The sequence below is a fragment of the Pandoraea terrigena genome (assembly GCF_902459705.1).
In the GTDB taxonomy this organism is placed as follows: domain Bacteria; phylum Pseudomonadota; class Gammaproteobacteria; order Burkholderiales; family Burkholderiaceae; genus Pandoraea; species Pandoraea terrigena.
This window is the reverse complement of record NZ_CABPRU010000006.1, coordinates 26699-51503: the sequence shown is the minus strand read 5'-3', so window position 1 is coordinate 51503 and position 24805 is coordinate 26699. Positions and strand designations below refer to the sequence as shown.

General features: G+C 66.0%; 20 protein-coding genes. 17 read left to right on the top strand and 3 right to left on the bottom strand.

Annotated elements, in window-relative coordinates:
* The first annotated feature begins 171 nt into the window (after positions 1–171).
* The 8 genes from PTE31013_RS14045 to PTE31013_RS14010 all read left to right on the top strand — a co-directional run bounded on the left by PTE31013_RS14045 (position 172) and on the right by PTE31013_RS14010 (position 8847).
* The gene (locus PTE31013_RS14045; protein WP_150613420.1) at positions 172–3861 is read left to right on the top strand and encodes a hydantoinase B/oxoprolinase family protein; all 3690 of its coding nucleotides are present in this window, start codon (positions 172–174) and stop codon (positions 3859–3861) included.
* 140 nt (positions 3862–4001) lie between these two features.
* A complete protein-coding gene (locus PTE31013_RS14040; RefSeq protein ID WP_150613419.1) occupies positions 4002–4403 on the top strand; it encodes a hypothetical protein in 402 nt (133 codons plus the stop codon).
* Between the two features lie 13 nt (positions 4404–4416).
* Positions 4417–4941: a hypothetical protein gene (locus PTE31013_RS14035; protein ID WP_150613418.1), complete on the top strand. Its 525-nt coding sequence runs from the start codon at positions 4417–4419 to the stop codon at positions 4939–4941.
* A gap of 85 nt (positions 4942–5026) precedes the next feature.
* Positions 5027–5653, top strand: coding sequence for a hypothetical protein (locus tag PTE31013_RS14030; RefSeq protein ID WP_150613417.1), 627 nt, complete (start codon positions 5027–5029; stop codon positions 5651–5653).
* Positions 5650–6165 carry a tetratricopeptide repeat protein gene (locus tag PTE31013_RS14025; RefSeq protein ID WP_150613416.1) on the top strand — a complete coding sequence of 172 codons (516 nt, stop codon included), beginning with the start codon at positions 5650–5652 and terminating at the stop codon, positions 6163–6165. The genes PTE31013_RS14030 and PTE31013_RS14025 overlap by 4 nt, the downstream gene beginning before the upstream one ends.
* On the top strand, positions 6162–7679 hold the full coding sequence (gene sctE / locus PTE31013_RS14020) for a type III secretion system translocon subunit SseC family protein (protein WP_150613415.1): 1518 nt from the start codon (positions 6162–6164) through the stop codon (positions 7677–7679). Before PTE31013_RS14025 ends, sctE begins: the two co-directional genes overlap by 4 nt.
* 60 nt (positions 7680–7739) lie before the next feature.
* Positions 7740–8414: a hypothetical protein gene (locus PTE31013_RS14015; RefSeq protein ID WP_150613414.1), complete on the top strand. Its 675-nt coding sequence runs from the start codon at positions 7740–7742 to the stop codon at positions 8412–8414.
* A 4-nt stretch (positions 8415–8418) separates the two neighbouring features.
* Positions 8419–8847, top strand: a complete 429-nt coding sequence (locus tag PTE31013_RS14010; protein WP_150613413.1) for a hypothetical protein — start codon at positions 8419–8421, stop codon at positions 8845–8847.
* A 6-nt stretch (positions 8848–8853) separates the two neighbouring features.
* Here PTE31013_RS14010 and PTE31013_RS14005 read toward each other — a convergent pair whose 3' ends face one another.
* Positions 8854–10329: an SLC13 family permease gene (locus PTE31013_RS14005; RefSeq protein ID WP_150613412.1), complete on the bottom strand. Its 1476-nt coding sequence runs from the start codon at positions 10327–10329 to the stop codon at positions 8854–8856.
* A gap of 226 nt (positions 10330–10555) precedes the next feature.
* On the opposite strand from PTE31013_RS14005, the gene PTE31013_RS14000 reads away from it, so the two are divergent.
* Positions 10556–10885, top strand: coding sequence for a GIY-YIG nuclease family protein (locus PTE31013_RS14000; protein WP_150613411.1), 330 nt, complete (start codon positions 10556–10558; stop codon positions 10883–10885).
* Here the strand turns inward: PTE31013_RS14000 and PTE31013_RS13995 are convergent.
* Entirely contained in the window at positions 10857–12002 is a 1146-nt protein-coding gene (locus tag PTE31013_RS13995) for a serine hydrolase domain-containing protein (protein WP_174978571.1), read from the bottom strand. The genes PTE31013_RS14000 and PTE31013_RS13995 overlap by 29 nt on opposite strands.
* A gap of 595 nt (positions 12003–12597) precedes the next feature.
* Between PTE31013_RS13995 and mprF the strand changes: the two genes are divergently transcribed.
* The 3 genes from mprF (at position 12598) to PTE31013_RS13980 (ending at position 18305) form a co-directional block, all read left to right on the top strand.
* The gene (mprF, locus tag PTE31013_RS13990; RefSeq protein WP_150613571.1) at positions 12598–15255 is read left to right on the top strand and encodes a bifunctional lysylphosphatidylglycerol flippase/synthetase MprF; all 2658 of its coding nucleotides are present in this window, start codon (positions 12598–12600) and stop codon (positions 15253–15255) included.
* Positions 15252–16856, top strand: coding sequence for a virulence factor family protein (locus tag PTE31013_RS13985; RefSeq protein ID WP_174978570.1), 1605 nt, complete (start codon positions 15252–15254; stop codon positions 16854–16856). Before mprF ends, PTE31013_RS13985 begins: the two co-directional genes overlap by 4 nt.
* Before the next feature lie 141 nt (positions 16857–16997).
* Positions 16998–18305, top strand: a complete 1308-nt coding sequence (locus PTE31013_RS13980) for a solute carrier family 23 protein (RefSeq protein ID WP_150613408.1) — start codon at positions 16998–17000, stop codon at positions 18303–18305.
* A 39-nt stretch (positions 18306–18344) separates the two neighbouring features.
* Here the strand turns inward: PTE31013_RS13980 and PTE31013_RS13975 are convergent, their stop codons facing one another.
* On the bottom strand, positions 18345–19259 hold the full coding sequence (locus PTE31013_RS13975) for a LysR substrate-binding domain-containing protein (RefSeq protein ID WP_150613407.1): 915 nt from the start codon (positions 19257–19259) through the stop codon (positions 18345–18347).
* Between the two features lie 378 nt (positions 19260–19637).
* On the opposite strand from PTE31013_RS13975, the gene PTE31013_RS13970 reads away from it, so the two are divergent.
* The 5 genes from PTE31013_RS13970 to PTE31013_RS13950 all read left to right on the top strand — a co-directional run bounded on the left by PTE31013_RS13970 (position 19638) and on the right by PTE31013_RS13950 (position 24802).
* Complete coding sequence (locus PTE31013_RS13970; RefSeq protein WP_150613406.1) at positions 19638–21260, top strand: DEAD/DEAH box helicase; 1623 nt, start codon at positions 19638–19640, stop codon at positions 21258–21260.
* Between the two features lie 37 nt (positions 21261–21297).
* A complete protein-coding gene (locus PTE31013_RS13965) occupies positions 21298–21498 on the top strand; it encodes a hypothetical protein (RefSeq protein ID WP_150613405.1) in 201 nt (66 codons plus the stop codon).
* Positions 21499–21589: 91 nt separating this feature from the next.
* Positions 21590–22351 carry a peptidylprolyl isomerase gene (locus PTE31013_RS13960; RefSeq protein ID WP_246174554.1) on the top strand — a complete coding sequence of 254 codons (762 nt, stop codon included), beginning with the start codon at positions 21590–21592 and terminating at the stop codon, positions 22349–22351.
* A 405-nt stretch (positions 22352–22756) separates the two neighbouring features.
* Positions 22757–24142, top strand: a complete 1386-nt coding sequence (locus PTE31013_RS13955) for a protoporphyrinogen/coproporphyrinogen oxidase (RefSeq protein WP_150613403.1) — start codon at positions 22757–22759, stop codon at positions 24140–24142.
* 81 nt (positions 24143–24223) lie between these two features.
* Entirely contained in the window at positions 24224–24802 is a 579-nt protein-coding gene (locus tag PTE31013_RS13950; RefSeq protein WP_150613402.1) for an AfsA-related hotdog domain-containing protein, read from the top strand.
* Positions 24803–24805: the final 3 nt, after the last annotated feature.

Sequence of the window (24805 nt, the reverse complement as noted above, 5' to 3'; positions counted from 1 at the left end):
ACTTATCTCTAATCCTCCCGGCAGCGAAATTCGCAAGTGTGTGGAGCATCCGACGACATCGGCTGCGCCACACACCGGGACACGTGCGCCCTGCGCCAGTATGAATTGCGACGGTGCTCTGCGCCGTCACCCCGACGATTCACGTTTGACCATTGCTTTGCGAGTGACCTCATGACGACCGCCCTCACGCCCTCCGCCCAAAATCGCGCACCCGCGCATCAGACCGCTTCGCGCTGGCAGTTCTGGATCGACCGCGGCGGCACCTTTACCGACATCGTGGCACGTCGCCCGGACGGCACGCTCGTCACACACAAGTTGCTCTCCGAGAACCCCGAGCAGTATCGCGACGCCGCCGTGGCAGGCATTCGGTACCTGCTGGATCTCGCGCCGGGCGAGCCGATCACGCCCGAGCGCGTCGAGATGGTGAAGATGGGGACGACCGTGGCCACCAACGCGTTGCTCGAACGCAAGGGTGAGCCGCTCGCACTCGTGACGACGCAAGGCTTTCGCGACGCACTGCGCATCGCGTATCAGAACCGGCCGCGACTGTTCGATCTCGACATCGTGTTGCCGGAGGCGCTGTACGCGGAGGTCGTGGAGATCGACGAGCGTGTCGGTGCGCACGGCGAAGTCGTGCGCGAACTCGATCCCGAGGCGACGCGTCGCGCGCTGGAAGCGGTCTACGCCAAGGGGATTCGTTCGATCGCGATCGTGCTGATGCACGGCTACCGCTATCAGGCGCACGAAAAGGCGCTGGCGTCGATGGCGCGCGCGCTGGGCTTCTCGCAAGTATCTGTCTCGCATGAAGTCTCACCGCTCATGAAGTTTGTCTCGCGCGGCGATACGACCGTCGTCGATGCGTACCTGTCGCCGATCCTGCGACGCTACGTCGAGCAGGTCGCGCAGGAAATGCCGGGCGTCAATCTCCAATTCATGCAGAGCAGTGGCGGCCTGACCCGTGCCGACAACTTCCAGGGCAAGGACGCCATTCTGTCCGGCCCGGCGGGCGGCATTGTCGGGATGGTGCGTGCGTCGAGCGCGGCCGGCTTCGACCGAGTGATCGGATTTGACATGGGCGGTACGTCGACCGACGTCTCGCATTACAACGGCGAGTTCGAGCGCGTGTTCGAGACGCAAGTCGCTGGCGTGCGCATGCGCGCGCCGATGATGAGCATCCACACGGTGGCCGCCGGCGGCGGGTCGGTGCTGTCGTTCGACGGCACGCGTCTGCGCGTGGGGCCAGATTCGGCCGGCGCCAATCCGGGGCCGGCCGCATACCGACGCGGCGGCCCGCTCACGGTGACTGACTGCAACGTCATGCTCGGCAAGATTCAGCCCGCGCATTTTCCGAGGGTGTTCGGCCCGAACGCCAACGAACCGCTCGACCGCGATGTCGTGGTCGCGAAGTTCACCGCGCTGGCCGCCGAGATCGAACAGGCGACCGGCCGGCGTCAGACGCCTGAAGCGCTCGCCGAAGGGTTCCTCGAAATCGCGATCGGCAGCATGGCCAATGCCATCAAGAAGATCTCGGTGCAACGCGGTCACGACGTGAGCCGCTATGTGCTGACGACGTTTGGCGGTGCGGGCGGTCAGCATGCCTGTGGCGTTGCGGATGCCCTCGGCATGACGAAGGTCTTCGCGCATCCGCTCGCGGGGGTACTTTCGGCCTACGGCATGGGCCTCGCGGATCAGACGGCGATGCGCGAGCGCATGATCGAAGCGCCACTCTCGGACGACGGTCTGGGCGCACTGGAAGACGCGCTGGGCGCGCTCGCCGACGCCGCCGTGAACGTCTTGCTCGCGCAGGGAGTGCCGCCGTCGCGCATCGAGACGGTGCGTCGCGTTCACGTCCGTTATGCGGGCACCGATTCGGCGCTGGCGGTGCCGTTCGGTGACGTTGCCCAGATGCGCGCCGCCTTCGAAGCCGCCTATCGCCAACGCTATTCATTCCTGATGGACGGCGCGGCACTGATTGTCGAGGTGGCCTCGGTCGAAGCCATCGGCCGCTCGGACGCGCCGGTCGACATCGCCCCGCTGGAAGCCCGCACGTCGGGCGCACCACAGGCGGTCGATCGCGTGAACCTCTACGCCGGCGGCGCATGGCAGGAGGCGGCGCTGTTTGCCCGCGACACGCTGCTCGCGGGCGACACCATCGACGGACCCGCCATCGTTGCCGAGAAGAGCGGCACGACGGTCATCGAGCCCGGCTGGCAGGCGCAGATGAGCGCGCAGGGCAACCTCGTGCTCGCACGCGTGGTGCCGCGCGCCATGCAACGCGCCGCCGATGATCGAGGCACGCAAGCCGATCCGGTGCGCCTCGAGATCTTCAACAACCTTTTCATGTCGATTGCCGAGCAGATGGGGCTGCGTCTGCAGAATACGGCGTACTCGGTGAACATCAAGGAGCGCCTGGACTTCTCGTGCGCCCTGTTCGACCGCGACGGCAACCTCATCGCCAATGCACCGCATATGCCGGTGCACCTGGGCTCGATGGGCGAGAGCATCAGGACGGTGATCGAGCGCAATCGCGGCAAGATGCGCCAGGGCGACGTCTTCATGCTCAACGATCCGTATCACGGTGGTACGCACTTGCCGGACGTCACCGTGATCACCCCGGTGTTCGTGGGCGCGGAAGGCGCCGAGCGCGCCGAGCCGCTCTTTTATGTCGGCTCGCGCGGCCATCACGCGGATATCGGCGGGATCACGCCGGGGTCGATGCCGCCGGATTCCACGCACGTCGAAGAGGAGGGGGTGCTCATCGACAACTGGCAACTGGTCGCGGCGGGCGAGCTGCGCGATCGCGAGACGCGTGGGCTGCTGGCCGGTGGGCGCTACCCGGCGCGCAACATCGACCAGAACATGGCCGACCTGCGGGCGCAGGTGGCGGCGAACCAGAAGGGCGTCGACGAACTGCGCCGCATGGTGAGCGAGTTTGGACGCGATGTGGTGCTCGCCTACATGGGGCATGTCCAGGACAACGCCGAAGCCGCCGTGCGCCGCGTGATCGGCGCGCTGGCCGACGGGCACTATCGCTATGCGCTGGACAACGGGGCGGTGATCGAGGTGGCGATTCGCGTCGATCATGCCACGCACGGCGCGACCATCGATTTCACGGGCACGTCGGCGCAGCTGCCGAACAACTTCAATGCGCCGCGGGCCGTGTGCATGGCCGCCGTGCTGTACGTCTTCCGCACGCTGGTGGACGACGACATCCCGCTCAACGCGGGCTGCCTGAAGCCGCTGACGGTGATCGTGCCGCAGGGCTCGATGCTCAACCCGATGTTCCCGGCGGCGGTGGTGTCCGGTAACGTGGAGACGTCGTCGGCCATCACCAACGCACTCTACGGCGCGTTGGGCCGAGTGGCGTCGAGCCAGGGCACGATGAACAACTTCACCTTCGGCAACGAGACCTATCAGTACTACGAGACCATCGCGGGCGGCAGCGGCGCGGGCGAGGGCTTCCACGGGGCCGACGCCGTGCAGACGCACATGACGAACTCGCGCCTGACGGATCCTGAAGTGCTGGAGTGGCGTTATCCGGTGCGCCTGGAAAGTCATCGGATTCGCGTCGGGTCGGGCGGCGCGGGACGTTGGCATGGCGGTAACGGCGCGGTGCGACGTATTCGCTTCCTCACCCCGATGACGGCGTCGATCCTCTCCAACAATCGCGTGCATGCACCGTTCGGCGCGCAGGGCGGGGCGGTGGGGGCGCTGGGTGTGAACTACGTTGAGCGCGTAGACGGTACGCGCGAGTCGCTGGCACACATCGGACGCACGCAGATGCTGCCGGGCGACATCTTCGTAGTCGAGACACCGGGCGGCGGCGGATTTGGTGTCGTGTCAGTGATTCGTGAGACGTAAACATGCCGCGCTGATGGGAATTTGCTGAAGCGCGGCGTGATACCGGAAGGGAATGCTGCCTTTGCAAAGGCGAGCGTCGAGCGTCTTCGTACGATGCGTTATGTCTTCAACGACTGACCGCAACATACGGAGGCGCCTTCATGTCTGACCCGTTGCAACATCCCACCCTCACATCCGCTACGTCTGCCGAGCCGGTGCAGGCCGCGGCGAACGATCTTCTTGTTCAGTACGAGCGCGCATGCGCCGACATGCAACTGGCCGGGCGAAAGTTGCACCGGCAGATGCAGGACTACCACGCCGTGCTCGACGAGGTCGCGCGTCTTGAAGCGGCCGGCACCCCCGACGCCCGCGAGAAGCTCAAGCGTCTCGAGGCGCTCGTGGAGAGCGAAGCCTTCCAGCGTAATGAGCGCGAAATCCGGCGCATGACGGCGGCGCTTGCGCACACCATCGAGCGGATGCGCGACGACGCGCCCGTCCCGCTCGCGGCGGTGTCGGCCGTTCCAGCGAAGCGTGCACCGGTCGTGCGCCGCGTATGCGCGTGAGATGAGGTTCGCCATGATCGATCGACTCTCCGGCCCTGCATCGCGCGTGTACTCCAATGCCGTGTCCGCGCCTGGCGCGACGTCGGCGGAATCCCACAACCCGCTGCTCTCGACGATCGCTGTCGCCAGCGATCGATTGCAGACCTTGCAGTCGATGGCCGACACGTGGCTGGTGACTGCGCAAGCGCGCGTCAATGTTGCTCGCGAAGCCCGCGATTTCGCAACGTTGGCGGGCGAAATGGCGCAGCGCGCCGGCGCCGGGGCGAAGCCCGAGGCGTTGCCGACGGCACTGCGAGACTTCGCGGTTCAGCACGACCTCGTGTCGCCTGCGCTCGCCGGCGAGCCGTTCGATGCGGCGAGTCTGCACGACCTGTCGTCGAAGCTTGCGTCGCTGGCGCTCACCGACGGTGCGTCAAGTACCCATGAGCAAATTCAGCTTAAGCGCTTCGTCACCAGCTACGACAACACCCTCACGCTCTACAACGCGGTGATCGTCAAGCTTGGCGAAATTACCAAGAAGATCGTGAGCAGCATCTAGCGGGCCGCGTGGCGCTGCCGCCCGAGCGTCAATCGCGATGCGCCTATCCCTGCCCAGATTTCATTGACTTCAGAACTCAAGCCTTATGACACCCATCCAGTACGCCTCGGCTCGCCTCCTTCCCAATCAGTCCGGCTTCACGCGTGAAGTGAACGTCGGCGGTATCACGAAGTCGCTCGACTTTCATGGAACGCTTGCGCAATACGCCTTGTTGATGATGGAGATGAACAACGGCGAAGCGCAGAACATGATCCAGGAGATGCAGCGGCGCCAGAAGGAAGGTCAGGAAGCACGCGAAGTGTCGAACATGATCGAGTCGCTGATCAACGAGATCGGCTCGGACACGTCGAAGAAGCAAGCCGTCGGCGACGGTATCCGGGGGTTCTTCGACAAGCACAACATCCGGATCACCGTGTACGACGACGGCACGAAGAAGACCATGATGGAGTGGGAAAAACGGCAGAAGCGCGTCGGCGAGCCTGGCTACGTGACGCCATCGGGCGACGGTACGCAATACGATGCGGCCGAGTTGCGCACGCTGAGGGCTGCCGCCGAGGGCTTCACCGAGCAGGCGTCCGACAGTCGTACGGTTGACCAGATCAAAATCAACAAGAAGCTTCAGGAATATAACGGTGCGTCGACGCTCGTGAACACGATCTACAGTTCGCAGGGTTCTCAGCTCAACCAGATCAACGGATCGATGCGCACATGAACGCATCGACGCCCGTGGCGGCCGCACCGCCGGATCCCGGCGTGGACGAAGCGCCAGCCATCCTTTCGCGCTTCTTCGAAAGCGGTGGTGCACTTCGCATGCTCGCCGATCTCGACGAGAGCGATCTCGCATGCGTACGCGCTCACGCCGGTCAACGCTTCGCCCAAGGGCAGATCGCCGCAGCGCAACGGGTGTATTTCGTCCTCGCCACGCTCGACCCATGGTCCTTCGACGATTGGTATGGACTCGGCCTTTGCTACCAGCGACTCGGGCAGCACGAACAGGCGCTGCCGTGCTTCGCGAAGGCCGGCGTGATCCGCGCTGCGGACCCGCGCCCGCCGTATCTCGCAGGGATGAGTTACGAGCACACGGGCAATCGGGAATTTGCACGCAAATCGTATGACGCGGCGCTGCGCATAGGCGGACAACTGCCGCAACACGACACACTCATTCGCTCGGCGCGTGCGCGACGCGATGCGCTGAATACCCCTTTGGATCCTAAAACGACATGACCGCCATCGACTCCGCACGCGCCAGCTACGTACCTGCCTGGACAGGTAGCATCGACAACTTCCCCGCCGGAAACGCAACGGACGCCGCCAACGAATCGATCGGGTCCCCGGACGCCGCGCGCAAACGGCACGAGCGCCCGGACTGGCTCCGTACCGAAGACTTTGCGCCCGACGCCTCGACGGGGGCCGCCTGGCAAGACGCCGACGACGCGTTCGCCCGTCTGCTGAATCGGCTTTTTTCGGTAGGCAGTGGACTGGCGACGAACGCGTTGCGTTCGTCCAGTCCGGAAGGCGCGACAAACCTGTCGGCGCTCGAGAACGTGGATCCGTCCACGCTGGCGCTGATGGCGTCGATGATCGCGATGGACGCGTTGGGCGACACTGCGAAATCCACGCAGCGCGCGCTGTCGCTGATGGGTGAGCGGCAGGAGAAGCTGCGTCAGGAGGACATCAAGAAATATCGCGAGCAGATGGATGCGAAGACCGAGGACGCCAACCAGGCCCGCAAGGGTGGCATCTTCGGCGTGGTATTCGACTGGCTCATCGCGGCGGTCGACTTGGTGATCGGTGCCGTCAAGGTCGTGACGGGCGTGCTCACGATGAATCCGCTGATGATTGCCGGCGGCGTGGCCGATGTCGGCGCAGGCATTGCCGGACTCGGGGTGGCGTTCCACAAGACGATGGCGCTGGTCGATCCGAAGAACGCGGCTTACCACGAGAAGGAAGCCACCAAGTGGGGCCATGCGCAGTTGGCATTCCAGATGCTCGGCATGGTCGTCGGCTTCGGCAGTTCGATCAAGGGCTTTCTTGCCAAGCGGGCAACGACCAAAGCCGCAAGCCGCGTGTTCAAGGCGGGTGCCGGTGAAGCGCTGGAGCAAGCGGTCAAGTCGGGCGACAAGGCCGCCGTTGGGGCGATCAAGTCTCGCGTGGTGTCGGAGATCGGCTTCGTCGTCGGCAACGAAGCCGGCAAGCGCGTGGGCCAGTCGCTGCTGCAAAGCGGCACACAAGGCGCGCGTCGGCTTGCGAAGGCGGGCTTCAATCGCATGGCCGAGCAGTTCACGCAGCAGATGGTCGAGCAGATGGCCTCGCGCGCATTCGACAAGGTGGTGAAGAACGCCGCCAAACAGGTCGCTCGCGGCAAAGCGGTGAGCGCCAAGGGGCTTACCCAGTCCTTCACGTCCGGCATGAACGTGCAAGGGTACTTCGCACTGGCGCGTGGCTCGTGGTCGCTCTCGGGCGCAGTGCGCAGCACGTTCTCCGGCGCCAACGCCCTTGGGCAAGGGATCGTCGGCGTACAGCGCGCAAAGTTGCAACTCGAAGCGCGCGATCTCGCTGTCGACATGATGTGGCTGCAGATGCTCATGCAAATGAACGGCGACGACAAGAAACGTGCCGCCAAGCGCATGGAAACGCTCGTGGGCCAGCAGAATGACATCGCCGTGTCGGCGGGCGAGCAAGTGCAAAAAACCGGCGAGATGCGGATTCGTATCGCGGCCTCGCTGTCGCGGGCGTGAGCCAGCGTTGTTTTTCCAGGCGCGGCCTTTCCCCGCGTCGCCTACCTACGGAGTGATGACATGACTTTTGCATTGAGTTCGACGTTGGCGAATCAACGTCAGGCGGGAAGCACCGCATCCGAGGTCCAGCCACGCGCCGCGATCGACGGCGACGGGGGGCGGGTGTTGTCGCGGGTGCGCGATAAGGTTGACGGACTCCAGTCCGCACAGACGCTGGTCGCCCTGTTTCTCGCCATGCGCGTGGCCGAGCGTAATACCGACCAGGCGTATCGCACGCGTCACGACGCGATGGTCTTCGAGCGCGGCCAGACGGCGCGCACCGAGAAGTACAACGCGAACCAGTCGCATTACCGCGCCGGGCTGCATTCGGCCATCGGCGGTATCGTGTCCGGCAGCTTTTCGTTGATCGGCGGCGTTGGCTCGGGCGCCGCCGGTTTCGGCGGCGAATTGGGCAAGCTCAGAACGGTCGGCACCGCCGTTGGCGAGACGACCAAGGGCTTCAGCCAGTTCGTGAAGTCGCCGTTCGATGTCGTGGCCAACGACAATTCGCTTGCCGGTCGCGATAACGACGTGCTCGGCGAGTTCGAATCGTCGCTCACCGAGGAGACCCGTCGTACCAACGATCGGCTGCGTCAGCGCATCGACGCGACGAGTGCCGACATCCGTGAAGTGTCGCGTTCGATGTACGGCATGATCGGCCAGCAGGTCACGAAAATGTACGACACCATCCGATAAGCCCATGACCGTTTGCGAGCGCGCCGTTGCAGCCTTCTTCAGAGCCCACCGTTTCACGGCGCGTGTCGAAATCTGCGAACGCACGCACATCGAACTGGGACAGCGCGTCGAGAACGGCGAGCTGTCCCTTCGTCATCGTCTCGACAGGGTGCCGGCCGGTGTCGTGCTGACGATCACCGATTTCCGGCTCGACGCGGAAGCGAAGGCGAGCGAGCACGCCGTGCGCCGCTTCTGCCAACTGATCCGGACGCTGCTGCGCACGGTGCCGCATGTCGTCTACGTTCGCGGCATGATCCTGCCCGGCGTGAGCGATACCCGCGTTCGCGAGGTCCGTTTGCGCCTCGGTGCGATTCTCGAACGCGAAGGGGCGTTCTGGCGAGAGGAGGACGGTGACCGGTGGCTGGTCTTCTGCCGAGAACACAGCCAGGGATAGGGGCGTTCAGGGCAGCATGCCGAGCATGTGCCACCAGAGATAGTCGAGTGGGAAGAGGAAGACGAGGGTGATGATCGTCATGACGATGGTCAGCCGCGTGCCGTCGCGCATGCCGACGCCGCCCAGATGCATCGCAATCATCATCGGCGGGCTTTGATAGGGCAGCAGCACGGTCGAAAACACCGGCACTTGCAGCATCAGGACGGTATAGAGCGGCAGGCCGCTCGCGCTCGAGAGTTGTCCTGCAAGCGGGGTGAGGACGGCGGGCAGACCCGGGAGCGTGGCGACCAATCCGATGGCCGCGCCGACGGCGATGAGCCAGGCGGCATTGATCGCCGGCGTGCCTGGCGTCATGCTCACGGCATCCAGGCATAGCCGAGCGAGCTTTTCGCCCAGCCCCGTATCCGCAACGACCGCGCCCACGCCGAGAAAGCCCGCGACATAGATAAGCGGGGTGATGTGCATCTGCTCGGAGAAGGTTTTCGGCGTGACGATGTGAATGGCGGGCAGCAGGCAGAGGATCGCCGCGGCGACGGAGATCCACGCGGGCGAGATGCCATGCCAGGCATCGGTCGCGAACCCGGCGAGCGCCAACGCGAGCAATACCGACAGGCGTCGGGCGTCGTTTGAGAGCGGGGCTGCGGCGCTAGTCGACACGCCGTCGAGCGGGCCGTCGTCGGGGAACAGGCGGCAGATCACCCACACCAGAATGGCGGCCTTGAGCGCACCGAGCACGGGGAAGTGCAGCAGCAGGTAGGGTGCGTAATGCAGCTTCACGCCATAGAACGCGTCCGCCGCGCCCATGAGCACACTGTTCGGGATGTTGGCGGGCAGGATCGTCGTGGGCGGCATGTAGCTTGCGGCGGCGGCCGTCATCACGAGACCGGTGCGCCCGCGCCGGCCCTCGGTGAGGCCGATGCGATCGGCGAGCGCCAGCACGATGGGGATCAGTAGCAGAATGCGTCCCGTCGTCGAGGGCATGACGAACGCCAGGCCCACGCAGGCGACCGTCACCGACGCCACATAACGCGCATACGTCGGGCGCTTGAGTGCGAATAGCGTCGCGGCCAGACGAGCGCCGAGTCCTGTCGTGCGCACGGCAATGCCGGTCACCGCTCCGCCAAAGACCAGCCACCACGCGGCCGAATGGAACCCCGCGAAGATCACTTCGGGTTTCGCGATATGAAGCAGTACGGCGAGCAGGAAGAACGTCAGTGTGGTGATCGGTTCCGGGAACAGGCCGAACGCCCACGCCCCAATGGTAAGCAGCACGAGCACGGCCGCCTGCGCCGCCGTGGGCGACAGGCCGAGCGTGGTGCTGCCGTGGCTGGCGGCCCATAGCGCGAGGGCGTACAGCGCATAGACGGCGTAGCCACCCAGTGTGCGCACGCGCGAGCGCAAACGTGCGCGACGCAACGCCTCAGACGCGGCCGGGCGGTTGTGGGGAGAGTCGGAGGTCTCCGGCGAAGCGGATTCGGTCATGGCGCTTGTCGTTGTGATGATGGGCCAGGCGGACACGTGAGAGGTCCGGCGGCGATGAAGGGTGTTCGCATCGCCTGGGGCATATCGTATGCTAGCGACATTGATAGCGTCATCCGATCTGCACAAATACCGTCGCGAACATGCCACGCCCCGAGCCCGCGCCTGCCATGCGCACCAATGTTTCTCCGATGCGGCGAGCGCTGCGCGGCGCGCAACAGTCCACGCGATGACCGTTGCCTCACCCAACCCCTGGTTCCTCTACCTGCTGGAGTGCGCGGGCGGCCGCATCTACACGGGCATCACCGTCGACGTCGAGGCGCGGTATGCGGCGCACGTCGCGGGCAAGGGCGCACGCTTCACGCGCGCCTATCCGCCGTCGCGCATCCTGCTCTCGCTTACGTTTGCCGATCGTTCGGCGGCGTCGCGGGCCGAGTATCGCGTCAAGCAACTGAGCGCGTCGCAGAAGCGCGCGCTCATTGCCGGCACGTTCATCTGCGATTTCGGCGACGGCGGCGCCGCCGTTGGGCTCACGGCGCCAGACGGGCCTGACGAATGATCCGGCGCACGTCGCGCTGAATCGCACCGAACTGGCCGCGCGACGGAATCGGGGACACCACGAGCGCCCAGCTATCGCCGGGCACGGTCTTCTCCACCACGGTGTAGTAGGTCGACTGGGTGCGGAAGAAATCGGCGATGCCGTCGTGACTGATGCGATAGCTGCGCTCGCCCGCGCCGGGCACCATGAACACGCCGAGCGTGTAGTACACATTCCGATCCGCTCTGACCGGGCCGGACTGCTTGTCGAGCAACAGCGTGCGCAGCGTCGTTTCCGTGAGCAGGCTCGGCCGGCGAATGTCGAACACGCGCCACACCTTGAGCAGCGCGCTGGTCGACATCTGCCATCCCGCGAACGGTGCGAGCAGACGCCAGTTATCGGGCAGCGTGGCGCCCGTGATGCCAAGCGGTGCAAAGATGCGCGTCTCGCAGAAGTGCTTGTACTCGTCGCCCGACACGGCTTCGATCACCATGCCCAGCAACAGGTACGACACGTTCGAGTAGACGAAATCGGACTTGCCGGTCGAGTGCCCGGCGTCGCCGGCATCGAGATAGTTGAAGAAGTCGGCGCTGCCGCCCACGCGCCGGATGGCCAGCCCGCTGAACAGACCGTTCACGGGATCGTTGTAGCCGTTCGTGGCGAGCCCCGCGCGGTGCGCGAGCAGGCGTCGCACCGTCAGGTCGCGCAGCGACGGGTCGAGCGGCTTGCCGTGCTGCTTCGAATACGTGTCGAGCAGATCGCCAAGTTTGGCGTCGAGCGAGAGTTTGCCCTGCTGCACGAGCAGCGCGATGCCGATGGCCGTGACCGACTTCGACAGACTCGCGACGGGCAGCATCTGGCGGACGTCATCGCCGCGCGTGGCCGCTTCGAGCCCCACGCCGGCATCCGATTCCGTGCGCAGCCACACATGCGACAGGTTGTAGCGCTCCTTGAGCTGCGCCACGCCCTGTGTGAGCGTCGCCTGGCCGATGGGCACCGCCGGCCGGATCGGCGTGGCCGTGCCGGAAGACGGCAGGGCCACCACGACAGCGCTCATGTTCGCGGCAACGGACGACGAAGCCGTCGGCATCTCGGCCGACGTGGCTTGGGCGAGCGCATGGCCCGTGGTCATCAACATGGCAGTGCCCAGCAAGGCACTCAGGACACCCAGGACAGCACGGCGCACAGACGCACCACGTCGCCGGGTCGCGCGCGCGACGACGTGTGCATTGCACCGCGATGCCAGCGGCGCTGTCAGACGTGCCCCTGCCGGACGGCTGTGCCGTTCGACGTACATTTTTCATTCCCCCCGCGCACGATGCTTCGAACCACAAATCGACTCTCTTCGGAGTCAGAATGGTTCGGGGTGCGCACGTGACGCATTGCCGCGATCTTCGATATCGAAGTTTAGGAAAAACTTCGCTCAAATAACCAGTAAAAACCCTGCATTTTACAGTAAGTTGCCTGTATCGGAATCTCGCGCCCATAGTTGGGCGCAATTGAGGCGTGACAACCCCCCGCGGCGCGACGGCGCGCGGGCCTTCACCGACGAGACCTGTCACGCATCGCGGTGTAAGCTATCGCCCTGACAGGCTCTGGCCCTCCATAGGCCATGGAAGCGACGCCACCGTAGGTGGCGTCGTGCCGGCTGAAGGATCGACCGATACATGACTGAACCCTCCCGCGCGCGCCCGAGCCGGCCCGCCGATGTACCTTCTTCCGTCGCGCTGCCGATGGCCACCGCTGCGGCATCCGCCGAAAGCGGGGACGCGGGCGGCCCGCCCGAGCCGCCAACGGCCGACGAGGCCGCCTGGCTCGCGCTGCCCGCGCCACTGCGCGCGCTCCGGCGCGTGCCATGGGGCGCGGCCCGGCCGTGGCTGATCGTGGCCGGCGTCGTCCTGCTCGGCCTCTTTGTCTTCGATGCGCTGCATCACATGCTGCGCCACGTGCGTTACGACGACATCGTCGCCGCGATTCACGACACGCCCGTGACGCGTCTGGTGCTTGCCATGTTGGCAACACTGGCGAGTTACGCGGCCCTCACCGGTTATGACATCTCAGGGCTGGGCTTTGCCCGGGCGAGCGTCAAGCGCTCGACGGTCGTGCTCACGTCGTTCATCGCCTATGCGCTGGGGAACTCCGTCGGCCTGGGGGTGCTCACCGGCGGCACGGTGCGAATGCGCATGTACGCCGCTGCGGGTGTCGACGCGTCGAAGGTGGCGCAGGCGGTGGCGTTCAACGCCGGGGCGTTCGGACTCGGCATGACCGTGTTCGGCTCGCTCGGCATGTTGTGGGGCGCGTCGCGCGTCTCGGCGCTGGTGCCGATTCCCGCGTGGCTGTTGCAGGCGTTCGCCTTGCTGCTGCTGGCCGGGGCTGTCGCGTTCCTCGTGCTGTGCGCACGCAAGCGCACGGTGCGCCTGCTGAATCGCTGGCCGATGCCGCTGCCGCCGCTGCGGCTCGCGCTGCGCCAGTTGCTGATCTCGGCCGCCGATCTGGGCATGGCGGCCGCCGCCTTGTGGTGCCTGCTGCCCGCCAACGTGGTGGACCTGCCGACCTTCGTCGTCTTCTATGCCATTGCCATGGCGCTTGGCGTACTCAGCCACGTGCCGGGCGGCGTGGGGGTGTTCGAAGCGGTCATTCTGCTTGCGACGAACGGACATGCGCCCATCAGCCAGGTGGCGGGGGCGCTGGTGCTCTATCGCGGGATCTACTATCTGTTGCCGCTGATGCTCGCGGCGTGTCTGCTCGCGGGCTTCGAGCTGCGCCAGGGGCCGGCGGCGCCGATCGGGCGCGCAGCCGTGCGGCTCTTCCCTGGCCTGCTGGCGGCGCTGACGCTGGTTGCCGGGGTGATGCTGCTGATCTCGGGTGTAACGCCCGCCACGCGCGACGCCGAAGACTTCCTGCGTCATCACGTGCCGCTGTTCCTCGTGGAAGTGTCGCACCTGCTCGGCAGTGTCGCGGGGTTGGCGATGCTGTTTCTCGCCCGTGGTCTGCTGCACCGGCTCGATGCCGCCTGGTGGGGCTCGCTCGGCCTGACGATCATCGCCGCCGTCCTCGCGATTCCCAAGGGCATTGCGGTGTCGGAGTGCTTCGTGCTGGCCGTGCTCGCCACGCTGCTGCTCGTCTCGCGCAAACAATTCGACCGGCGCTCCTCGCTGTTCACGCAGACGTTCGAGCCGGGCTGGATCATTGCCGTGCTCTCGGTGATCGGGGCTTGTACCTGGCTGATGTTCATGGCGTACCGGCGCGTGGAATACGCGAATCAGCTTTGGTGGCAGTTCACGTTCGATGGCGACGCGCCGCGTTCCATGCGCGCGTTGATGGTCGTTGCCGTGATTGGGCTTGGACTGTCGTTGTGGCAATTGCTGCGTCAGTCCGCCGGGGCGATGGTGCCCGCGAGCGAAGCGGAATTGGCACGTGCGCACGACGTCATCCGCAAGCAACCGGCCGCCGATGCGTGCTTGGCGCTCATGGGCGACAAGAGCTTCCTGTTCTCGCCGTCGGGCAACGCGTTCATCATGTACGCGAAGCATCGCCGGTCCTGGGTGTCGCTCTCGGACCCGGTCGGCGACCAGAAGGAGTGGCCCGAACTGATCTGGCGCTTCATCGAGCTGGCCGATGCGCACGGCGGACGCGCGGCGTTCTACAAGACCCGCCCGCAGGCGCTGCCGCTCTATATCGACGCGGGACTGCGCGCCTTCAAGCTCGGCGAGGAGGCGTTCGTCACGCTGCCGGAGTTCGGCCTGCAAGGCGCGCGTCGCGCCAATCTGCGGCATGGGGTGGCACGCGGCGAGCGCGAAGGGCTGACGCTGGAGATCGTGCAACCCGAAGCGGTCGCGCCGTATCTCCCGGACATGCGACGCGTGTCGGAGGCGTGGCTCGCGCGCCAACACACGCGGGAGAAGGGCTTCTCGCTGGGCGCTTTTTCCGACGCGTACGTCGCTCGCCAGCCGGTGGCGCTGGTGCGTCGCGAGGCGCGGCTCGTCGCGTTCGCCACGCTGATGTGTCCCGACGTCCAGCGAATCGAAGCGAGCGTCGACCTGATGCGGCAGGTGCCGGACGCACCGCCCGGCACGATGGACTTCCTGTTTGCCAAGCTGATGCTGCATTTCAAGGCGCAGGGCTATCAACGCTTCGGCCTTGGCATGGCGCCGATGTCGGGCATGGAGACGCATCAGCTCGCTCCCCGCTGGCATCGCTTCGGCCGCATGATGTTCGCGCACGGCGCGCGCTTTTATAACTTCCGCGGGCTGCGCAGCTTCAAGGACAAATTCGATCCGCAATGGGAGGCGCGTTATCTGATGACGCCGGGCGGCATCGCGCCAATGCTCACGCTGGCCGACGTGGCCGCGCTCGTGGGCGGCGGATGGAAAGGGATCATGACGAAATGACAGGGCACACGATGGCGATGTACGGCAAGGCAGACGACGGGCGGGTGAGATCGGGCAGGCGCGCGTATGGCAGTGGGGCGTCGCACTGGGTCAGCCGTGTCGCGGTCGGTGCCGCGGTGACCTGGACGGTGATGATGACGCCTGTCGCCGCGCTGGCCCAGACGCCGATGTCCGCGCAAGCGCCAGAGATCATGACGCACGGCCGCTTCGAGCACGTGCCCATTTTCCGTCCGCAGGGCGAGCCGAATGCGACGGTGCTTTTCTTCTCCGACAACGACGGCTGGACGCCCCGCGCCGAGCGGATGGCGCGCGCCCTCGCGGATACCGGGGCGCTGGTGGCCGGCATCGATACCGCCCGGTTGATGGCGAATTACACCAAGGACGATATTGCCTGCATCTACGCGGCAGGCGATCTCGACAACTTCGGCCGATGGGTCGAGGCGGCCGTCAAGCTGCCCGGCTACACGCCGCCGATTCTCGTTGGGGACGGCGTGGGCGGGACGTTCGCCTACGCGATGCTGGCGCAGGCCGGTAACGACACGTTCTCCGGTGCGCTGTCCGTCGACTTCTGTCCGGTGCTGCCGATATCCCGGCCATTGTGTCAGGGTGAGGGGGTGCACTTCGCACGCGGCATCACGCACACGGCCGGCGGCGCGCCGATGCGATTGCTGCCCGCCCCCGTCATGAGCGCACCGTGGGTGGCAATGGGCGGCCCGGCGGGTGGGCCCGCAGCGCGCGCGCCGCGTTGTGCGGACCACGTGGCGCAGGCGTTCGCCGCACGCACACCTAATTCCAGTTGGCTCGTCGGTGGGCTTGCGGGCAGCCTGGCGGGGACGGATACCGCCAGCACCCTGTCTGAGACGGAGGCATCGTCGACGCCCGTGCTGGCCGACTGGGTGACGCAATACAAGAACGCGTTCCGGCGTCTGAACGCGCATCACGTGGCGGGAACGGCCCGGCCGCCTGCCGCGGTGGCCGACCTGCCCGTTGTCGAGGTGCCAGCCACGGGCAAGCCTGCCGCGAACCTGGCCGACACCTTCGCCATCCTGCTGTCGGGCGACGGCGGATGGGCCGGACTCGACCGCGATGTCGCCGGCGCGCTCTCCGCGCACGGCATTCCGGTGGTGGGCGTGGATTCGCTGCGCTATTTCTGGTCGGCACGCACGCCGGCGTCGGGCGCGCTCGACATCGATCGCCTCATGCGTTTCTATCAGACGCGCTGGAACAAGAAGCGCGTGATCCTGATCGGTTACTCGCAAGGCGCCGATGTGCTGCCGTTCATGGTCAATCGCCTGCCGGCGGCGGCTCGCGACCGGGTGGCACTGCTCGTGCTGATGGGACTCGGGCAGAAAGCCGATTTCGAGTTCCGCATGACCAATTGGGTGATGTCGAGCCAGAACGGCCTGCCGATTCGTCCGGAAGTGGAGCGTCTGCCCGACGGCATGGCGATGTGCGTCTATGGGGCCGACGAAGACGACAGCAACTGCCCGGGACTCGATCCGAAGCGTGTCCAGGTGGTCAAGATGCCCGGCGGGCACCATTTCGACGGTAACTACACCGGGCTGGCCGACGTGATTCTCCAGGGCGTCGCCAAGCGGTGATGGCCGGTGGCAAGGCGGCGCGATCCAGGCGCGCCGCCTTGCCTTCCTTGCAGGTGCTCCGTACACTGCCGCCAGTTTTCCCATCGACCCACGTTCCGCACATTCCGCACGGGGCGGCACGACACCCAGGAGAAGATCAATATGGCAGAGGGGTATTTCCCGAAGTGGCGGCAACAGGACACGGCCTCGGGCCGCGTGATCGCCCCCGATGAGCGCCTGGCCTGGCCGCCCACCATCGCGATGGGCGTGCAGCACGTGGTCGCCATGTTTGGCTCGACCGTGCTCGCGCCGTTGCTCATGGGGTTCGATCCGAACCTCGCCATCTTCATGTCCGGCATCGGCACGCTGCTCTTCTTCGTGCTCGTCGGCGGCCGCGTACCCAGCTATCTCGGATCGAGCTTCGCCTTCATCGGCCTGGTCATCTCGGTGACGGGCTATGCGGGCAGCGGGCCGAACCTGAACATCCCCGTGGCCCTCGGCGGGATCATTGCCTGCGGCGTGCTCTACGCCATCATCGGCCTGATCGTGATGGCCGTCGGCACGCGCTGGATCGAAGCCCTCATGCCGCCGGTGGTGACGGGGGCGGTTGTCGCGGTCATTGGCCTGAATCTCGCGCCCGTCGCCGTGAAGGGCGTCTCGGGCGCGCCGTTCGACACCTGGATGGCACTGGCGACCGTGCTGTGCGTCGGTCTCGTGGCGGTGCTCGCGCGCGGCATGATGCAGCGCCTGCTGATTCTCGTGGGCCTGCTGCTGGCGTATGCGCTGTACGCCGTGCTGACCAACGGCCTGGGTCTCAGCAAGCCGATCGACTTCGCCATCGTGGCCCATGCCGCCTGGTTCGGCCTGCCGCACTTTGCCGCACCCGTGTTCAAGCCCGAAGCGATGGTGCTGCTCGCCCCGGTCGCCATCATCCTGGTGGCGGAGAACCTTGGGCACATCAAGGCGGTGAGCGCCATGACCGGACAGAACCTCGATCGCTACATGGGCCGTGCCTTCCTGGGCGACGGGCTGGCGACCATTGTGTCCGGCAGCGTCGGGGGCACGGGCGTGACCACGTATGCCGAGAACATTGGCGTGATGGCCGTCACGAAGATCTATTCGACACTGGTGTTCGCCGTGGCGGCGGTGATCGCGCTGGTGCTGGGCTTCTCGCCGAAGTTCGGCGCGGTGATCCAGACGATCCCGGGCCCGGTGCTGGGGGGCGTGTCGATTGTGGTGTTCGGCCTGATTACGGTGGCCGGCGCGCGCATCTGGGTGCAGAACAAGGTCGACTTCTCGGACAACCGCAACCTGATCGTCGCGGCCGTCACGCTGGTGCTCGGTGCGGGCGACTTCACGCTGAAGTTCGGCAGCTTTTCGCTGGGCGGCATCGGTTGTGCCACGTTCGGCGCCATCATCCTTTACGCGCTGCTGCGCGGGCGCGGGGCGTCGGCACCGGCCGCGATGTAATTCGCCTCGCCGGCCACGCCGGAGATCACGGCACGACGATTACGTCGTGCCGTTTTCATTTGTGGCGGTGGGCGTTGCCTGCAGCCGTTCGAGCAATTGCCGCGCGTAGACGGGCAGGGCGTCGCGCTCACGCACGCACAGCACCAGTCTGCGCAGGGCCCAGGGGTCCGAGAGCGGCACGATGCCGAGGCCCAGGGTGGCGGCCGAGCGTGCGGCGGCGCTCATCGGCACGATGCCCAGGGCGGCCCCTGCCGCCACGGCACGGCACAGGCTGTCGAAGTCTCTCAGGCGCAGACGATAGTGCACCGGCCGTCCGGCGCGCTTGGCGTGGTCGTCGAGGTGCTCGGCCAGCGCGCTGCGCTCGGGCAGGCCGATGAATGCCGAGTCCAGCAGGCCGATGAAGGCGACCTCGGACCGAGAGGCCAGTGCGTGCCCCGGTGGCGTGACGACCACCAGCCGGTCCTGCCGGAATGGCACCGATTCCAGCCCCGTCAGTTCGATCCAGTCGGAGACCACGCCAATGTCGGCCGCGCCTTCGAGAATCGCTTGCACGACGGCCTGGCTCGTCTGCTCGCGCAGCGAGATCTCCACGCTCGGATGCTCGGCAAGGAACGCGCCCAGCAGATCGGGCAGGAATTCGGACATGGCGACCGTGTTGGCGGCGATGCGCACATTCCCCTTGAGTCCGGCGGCGTACTCGCCGAGTTCGCCGCGCATCTGTTCGATCTGGGCGAGCACGCGCCGGGCGTGAGCGAGCAGGGCGCGCCCGGCGGGGGTGGGAATCACACCCTGGCGGTGGCGCATGAAAAGCGCGACCCCCAGCGTCTCTTCCAGGCCACGAATGCGGGCGCTGGCTGAGGCCAGTGTCAGGTGGGCGCGCTCGGCGCCGCCGGTGATGCTGCCGGCTTCGGCAACCAGCAGGCACAGGCGCAGGTCGGTCAGGTCGAATCGCACGGGGCAGGCAGGCCGTAGAGGGGCGACGGGGCGTTGGGGCAATGGCCTCAGTGTAGCGGCTTGGGCGAAAAGCGCGCAGGCGCACGGTCGAACGTCCGAATTTCGGGGCCCGCGCGAACGCGGCTACCGATGCCGACTGACTTGGGAAAGGGCGCATGGTAAACTACGTGCTTTCAAGACACGGCCGTACCCGCGACGGCCTCGCCCGCCAAGCCGCTTGTTTTCATCCGTCGGCGGGTCGTCTTGCCGGCGTCTTTCGGCGCATCGCCCCAGTGAGCGCGATGCCTGTCGCACGCCCTACGCGGGCATTCCCTCAAGAACACACAACATCGATACGCGCGGGGACACACATCGTGGCGCCCGTGCATTGGTCCATATATGTCTTTTGAAACGCTCGGCCTGTCGGCCGACATCCTGAGTGCGGTGGCCGACCTTGGCTACACGCACCCGACTCCGATTCAACTGCAAGCGATTCCGGCCGTCCTGCAAGGTGGCGACCTCCTCGCCGGCGCGCAGACCGGAACCGGCAAGACGGCAGGCTTCACGCTGCCTATCCTGCAAATGCTCTCCACGCGTGCGCGCGCGCCGGCGGCAAACGGCAAGCGCCCTGTGCGCGCACTCGTGCTGACGCCCACGCGCGAACTGGCCGCCCAGGTCGAGGAAAGCGTCACGCAATACGGCAAGTACCTGCGTCTTACGTCCATGACCGTGTTCGGCGGCGTGTCGATGGTGCCGCAGGTCAAGCAATTGGCGCGCGGCGTGGACATTCTCGTCGCGACCCCCGGCCGACTGCTCGATCACATGCAGCAGAAGACGGTCGACTTGTCCGGCGTCGAGATTCTCGTGCTCGACGAAGCCGACCGCATGCTCGACATGGGCTTCATTCGCGATATCCGCCGTGTGCTGGCGGTGCTGCCGGCAAAGCGTCAGAACCTGCTGTTCTCGGCCACGTTCTCCGACGAGATCAAGCAACTGGCCGACGGCCTGCTCAAGTCGCCCGCCCTGATCGAAGTGGCGCGTCGCAATACGACGGCCGAGACCGTCGCGCAGAAGATCCACCCGGTCGATCGCGATCGCAAGCGCGAACTGCTCGAACACCTCGTGCGCGAGCACAACTGGTTCCAGGTGCTCGTGTTCACGCGCACCAAGCACGGTGCGAACCGGCTGGCCGAGCAGCTCACGAAGGGCGGCATTCCTGCGCTGGCCATTCACGGCAACAAGAGTCAGGGCGCCCGCACGCGCGCGCTCGCCGAATTCAAGAGCGGCACGTTGCAGGTGCTGGTCGCGACCGATATCGCCGCACGCGGCATCGACATCGACCAACTGCCCCACGTGGTCAACTTCGATCTGCCGGAAGTGGCGGAAGACTATGTCCACCGCATCGGTCGTACGGGACGTGCTGGCGCGAACGGCGAGGCCGTGTCGCTCGTGTGCGTGGACGAGCATCAACTGCTCACGCAGATCGAACGTCTCATCAAACGCACCATCGAGCGCGAAGTGATCCCGGGCTTCGACCCGGATCCGCACGCTGTAGCGCAGCCGATTCGCAAGACGCAGCAAGGCCGTGGGGCCGGCGGACGTGGCGGTCGCGGTGGCGACGACGACGCGCGCCAACCGCGCGCGCCGCGTGAAGCCCGGGAGCCGCGCGACGGCGATCGTGGCGCGCGCCAGGGGAGTGAGCCGAAGCCCCGCCGCGAGGGCGAGCGCGGTGGCCGAAAGGCCGGTGGCACCGGCAACGGCGCCCAGGTCGCGAACGCGGGGCAGGGTGGGCAGCCACGCCATCAGGCGCCGGCGCCCAAGCGCCAGGGCGATGCCCAACGCGCCGCCACGCCGGGCACCGGCGCAGCGCGCCAAGCTCGCGACGGCCGTACGGGGCAGACAGCTTCGCGTGTGCAGGGCGGTGGTGCCGAGCGAGGCGATTTCGCGCAGCGCGGGCCGCGCCCGGCACGTCGCGACGGCGTCGGCGGCGCCTTGCTGATGGGCAAGGCGAAACGCGGCTGAAAGGTTCGGGAAGGGTATCCGGCGCAAATCAGTATCAATGTTAACCTTTTGCGTCCGGCTGCCCGGTCGGGGCATCGGCGACGTGGGCGTGTCGGTCACGCACAGCGCGATGCCGACGCTCGTCTCGATGGTGCCGATCGTGCTGATCATCGGCACGGCGGTCGGTGCTCGCCGTACGCGAGTGTGTGCGACGCGCAACGGCCGCCCGCGCCGTCGTCGCGGGCATTTGCCTTTCTGACGCGCATCGCCTACAACATCGATATACCTTGGCGCCCCGGCATGCGAGCCGGCGCGACCGGTGGCAGTCGATGTTTTGGCGGGAGTGCGTTATGTCTTTGCGAGTCAACGGGATTGTCATCGACGCACGCCGCGTCGCCGATGAGATCGATCAGCACCAGGACGCGGCCGATCCGGAAGTCGCCGCACAGCACGCGCTCGTGAGTCGCGAATTGCTGCGCCAGCGGGCATTCGATTTACGCTTGTTCAACGAGAACGATGCGATGGGTGCGAGCGACGACGCCATCGTCGACGCGCTGTTCTCACGCGACGTTCATGTGCATCGTCCCACGGAAGCCGAGTGCCGGGCTTATTTCCACGAACACGCAGGACAGTTTCGCGTGGGCGACAGGGTGCAGGCGAGTCACATCTTGTTTGCAATGTCGGCGACGGTGCCGCTGTCCACCACGCTGGAGCGCGCGCAGTTGGCACTGAATACCGTACTCGCCAACCCCGACGCGTTCGAATCGGTCGCGCAAGCGATGTCGGATTGCCCGTCTGGGCGCGCGGGCGGCAGCCTTGGCATGCTCGCGCGTGGCAGTGGCGCACCCGAATTTGAGTTGGTGCTGTTCTGCGGCGACCGGCTGGGCGTGGTGCCGCGACTGGTCAACACGCGCTATGGCTTTCACGTGGTGCGCATCGAACGGCGGGTGAAAGGGCACATGCCGCGCTTCGAACGCGTGGCTGGGCGCATCGCCGCGCAGTTGTACGAACAGGCGCGTGCGCGCGCCTTGCGGCACTACGTGGCGCTGCTTGCCGGGGCCGCCGAGATTTGCGGTGCCAACGACGATGACGGACCGCTGCGCATGCAGTAGTGCCCGGTCGACCAGGCACGCATGTCAGGTCGTGTGAAGGAGGCGTCGCGTGTCTTTCGATGAAGGGATCACGTAACGTCGGATCGTCAGGTATCGCCCCCAAGGGCCGGGTTCTGTGTCAGACAGAACCCGGCCCTTTCCTTTTGTTGCTGCGTGATGGTGATTTGCGCGAAGCGTCGCCGCGCAGCGCACGCACCGCTTCCGACATGTTCCATCCAATGATTGGATCGGTATCCGATGCTATTGCGATGCCGACCTGGTCATGCTTCGTGGTGTCCACTATCGGTTGCCGCGCCATGGGATGCAAACGATGAATCGCATTCGCCTATCCTTAGGATGTCGTGATATTCGGGTGTCATCATCACGATACTTAAGAGAGTCTGGCGATCATGCGGGGGATCCCTGATGGCAATCACTGCGAACTGCGCCGTCGTTGGCGGCGGCATTTCCGGTATCGCGGCCGCACACTATCTGCGCGACGCCGGTCTTCATGTCGAGCTTCTCGAGCAGCACCGATCCCCCGGCGGCCGGATGACCACGGCCACCCTCGACGGCGAGCGAGTCGATCTCGGTGGCAAGAACATTGGGCGGCACTATCGGCGCTTTCGCAAGCTCGCGCATACCCTCGGACCGTTTGCGTTCGAACCCTTCGGTATCAATACATCGCGCATTCGCGACGGAAAAATTGTCACGCTCGATAGCACGCGTCGCCTCGGCAGCACGCTCGCCTACCTGCGCGGCTGCCCGCCCGCGGACGCGATGCGTCTTGCCGGGCTTTGCGCACGCGTGTGGCTCGACGCGCGCAATCGGTTCCTGGACGGACCGTCCTTTGCGCGGCTGGCGCGAGATGCCGACGATTCGTCGCTGGCCTCGCACTTCAGTCCCGCGTTCTGTCGCGCCGTGGTGCGAGCGATGTCGGTGCGGATGAATGGTGCGGAGCCCGACGAAATTCATCTCGGTAATTTCGGAACGCATCTGGGCATGTGGCTTGACACCTACGACCAGCTCAAGGCTGGCATGGGGGCGTTCATCGGTGCGGCAACCGCCCCGTTGGCGGTGCGCTTCAACGCCAGCGTCGAGCGGGTCATGGTGCGTCACGGGCGGGTTTGCGGTTTGCACGTACGGCAACCCGATGGGCGAATCGATCACCTGGAATACGACCATGTGGTGCTTGCCACCCCGGCGGGGGTGAGCGCCGACTTGCTGCGCGAGCACGACGCGGGACTCGCGGCCGCGCTCGACGACATACGTTATTTTCCGGTGCTCGTCGTGGTGGCCGCCTATCGCCGGCCAATCTTCTCCGCCAACGTGCGCGGCCTGTCGTTCGGCCCAGATGGTGCGCTGAGCAATGCCGGCGCCTACGGCATCGACAGGCTCGATCGCGTGCGCTACACATTCAGTGGCCGCCAGGCACGCGACATGATCGCAAGCGTGCCCGGCGCTGCCGGCCTTGCCGGGCCGGAAGCCGAGGCGCTGCTTGACCTCGCCGAGGCGACCTTGCGACGGTACATTCCGGTGGAGCGAGCCGACCGGCGCGACTTTGTCGCACATCGCTTCGATCCGGGGTTATGTGCGTACGCGCCGCATCATTACCGGCTGCGCGCACTGCTCGACGATCCGCGCCACGTCATCGACGGTCTTGCGTTCGCTGGCGATTATCTGCGCGGGGCGTCGATCGAGGCGTGCATGCTTTCCGCGCAGGAAGCGGCGGTCCGCATCGCCCAGTCATGCCTCGTGCGTGATCCTCGCGCGTCGCACCGTATCGATTACGGCTACCGCGCATCCTCGTAAATCCAGAGCTGCACCTCAAGCCAACCCGCCGTCATCTCGGCGGGTCCGGTTCCGTCCCCCCATTGTCTGAACGGAGTCGCCATGAACCTTCAATCGCCTGCAACCGGCCGCCTCGCCGGGACCCCTGAAGCCACTGCCGCCGACGCTTTTGCCATGCCGGCGAAGCTCGACCGCGCGATCGTGCACAAGACAGATCCGGTCAACGTCTTCGTGGCGTCGATCGAGCGAGCGGATGCCACGTCCGAGGGGTACGACACCTTTACCGCGACGCTCGCGATCGATCCGCACCACGCGTTCTTCTTCGAGCATCCGCTCGACCACGTTCCCGGCCTGATGATGATCGAAGCCACGCGCCAGAGCGGCACCGCGATCTCGCATCGCTTCTACGACGTGCCTCACGATCTGGTGTTCGTCCTCAATTCGCTGGAGGTCACCTTCGAGCACTTTGCCGAGTTGCACGCACCACTGTCGGTGCGATTCGTGATCGTCGCCAAGACCTATCGTCATGATCGCCTGTCCGCGTTGGCCTGCGAAACCCAGTGGCTGCAGCTCGGCCGCCCGCTGGGCACGATGAATGCGCGCTGGAGCTTCTCTTCGCCAACGCTGCTTGCCCGCTTGCGTCACTCGGCGAAGGCGATGAAGGCGGGCGACATCCATTGAATC

Coding starts and splice junctions, on each gene's coding strand:
- PTE31013_RS14045 (WP_150613420.1), top strand. CDS start 172: ATGACGACCGCCCTCACGCCCTCCGCCCAAAATCGCGCACCCGCGCAT.
- PTE31013_RS14040 (WP_150613419.1), top strand. CDS start 4,002: ATGTCTGACCCGTTGCAACATCCCACCCTCACATCCGCTACGTCTGCC.
- PTE31013_RS14035 (WP_150613418.1), top strand. CDS start 4,417: ATGATCGATCGACTCTCCGGCCCTGCATCGCGCGTGTACTCCAATGCC.
- PTE31013_RS14030 (WP_150613417.1), top strand. CDS start 5,027: ATGACACCCATCCAGTACGCCTCGGCTCGCCTCCTTCCCAATCAGTCC.
- PTE31013_RS14025 (WP_150613416.1), top strand. CDS start 5,650: ATGAACGCATCGACGCCCGTGGCGGCCGCACCGCCGGATCCCGGCGTG.
- sctE (WP_150613415.1), top strand. CDS start 6,162: ATGACCGCCATCGACTCCGCACGCGCCAGCTACGTACCTGCCTGGACA.
- PTE31013_RS14015 (WP_150613414.1), top strand. CDS start 7,740: ATGACTTTTGCATTGAGTTCGACGTTGGCGAATCAACGTCAGGCGGGA.
- PTE31013_RS14010 (WP_150613413.1), top strand. CDS start 8,419: ATGACCGTTTGCGAGCGCGCCGTTGCAGCCTTCTTCAGAGCCCACCGT.
- PTE31013_RS14005 (WP_150613412.1), bottom strand. CDS start 10,329: ATGACCGAATCCGCTTCGCCGGAGACCTCCGACTCTCCCCACAACCGC.
- PTE31013_RS14000 (WP_150613411.1), top strand. CDS start 10,556: ATGACCGTTGCCTCACCCAACCCCTGGTTCCTCTACCTGCTGGAGTGC.
- PTE31013_RS13995 (WP_174978571.1), bottom strand. CDS start 12,002: ATGTTGATGACCACGGGCCATGCGCTCGCCCAAGCCACGTCGGCCGAG.
- mprF (WP_150613571.1), top strand. CDS start 12,598: ATGGCCACCGCTGCGGCATCCGCCGAAAGCGGGGACGCGGGCGGCCCG.
- PTE31013_RS13985 (WP_174978570.1), top strand. CDS start 15,252: ATGACAGGGCACACGATGGCGATGTACGGCAAGGCAGACGACGGGCGG.
- PTE31013_RS13980 (WP_150613408.1), top strand. CDS start 16,998: ATGGCAGAGGGGTATTTCCCGAAGTGGCGGCAACAGGACACGGCCTCG.
- PTE31013_RS13970 (WP_150613406.1), top strand. CDS start 19,638: ATGTCTTTTGAAACGCTCGGCCTGTCGGCCGACATCCTGAGTGCGGTG.
- PTE31013_RS13965 (WP_150613405.1), top strand. CDS start 21,298: ATGTTAACCTTTTGCGTCCGGCTGCCCGGTCGGGGCATCGGCGACGTG.
- PTE31013_RS13960 (WP_246174554.1), top strand. CDS start 21,590: ATGTCTTTGCGAGTCAACGGGATTGTCATCGACGCACGCCGCGTCGCC.
- PTE31013_RS13955 (WP_150613403.1), top strand. CDS start 22,757: ATGGCAATCACTGCGAACTGCGCCGTCGTTGGCGGCGGCATTTCCGGT.
- PTE31013_RS13950 (WP_150613402.1), top strand. CDS start 24,224: ATGAACCTTCAATCGCCTGCAACCGGCCGCCTCGCCGGGACCCCTGAA.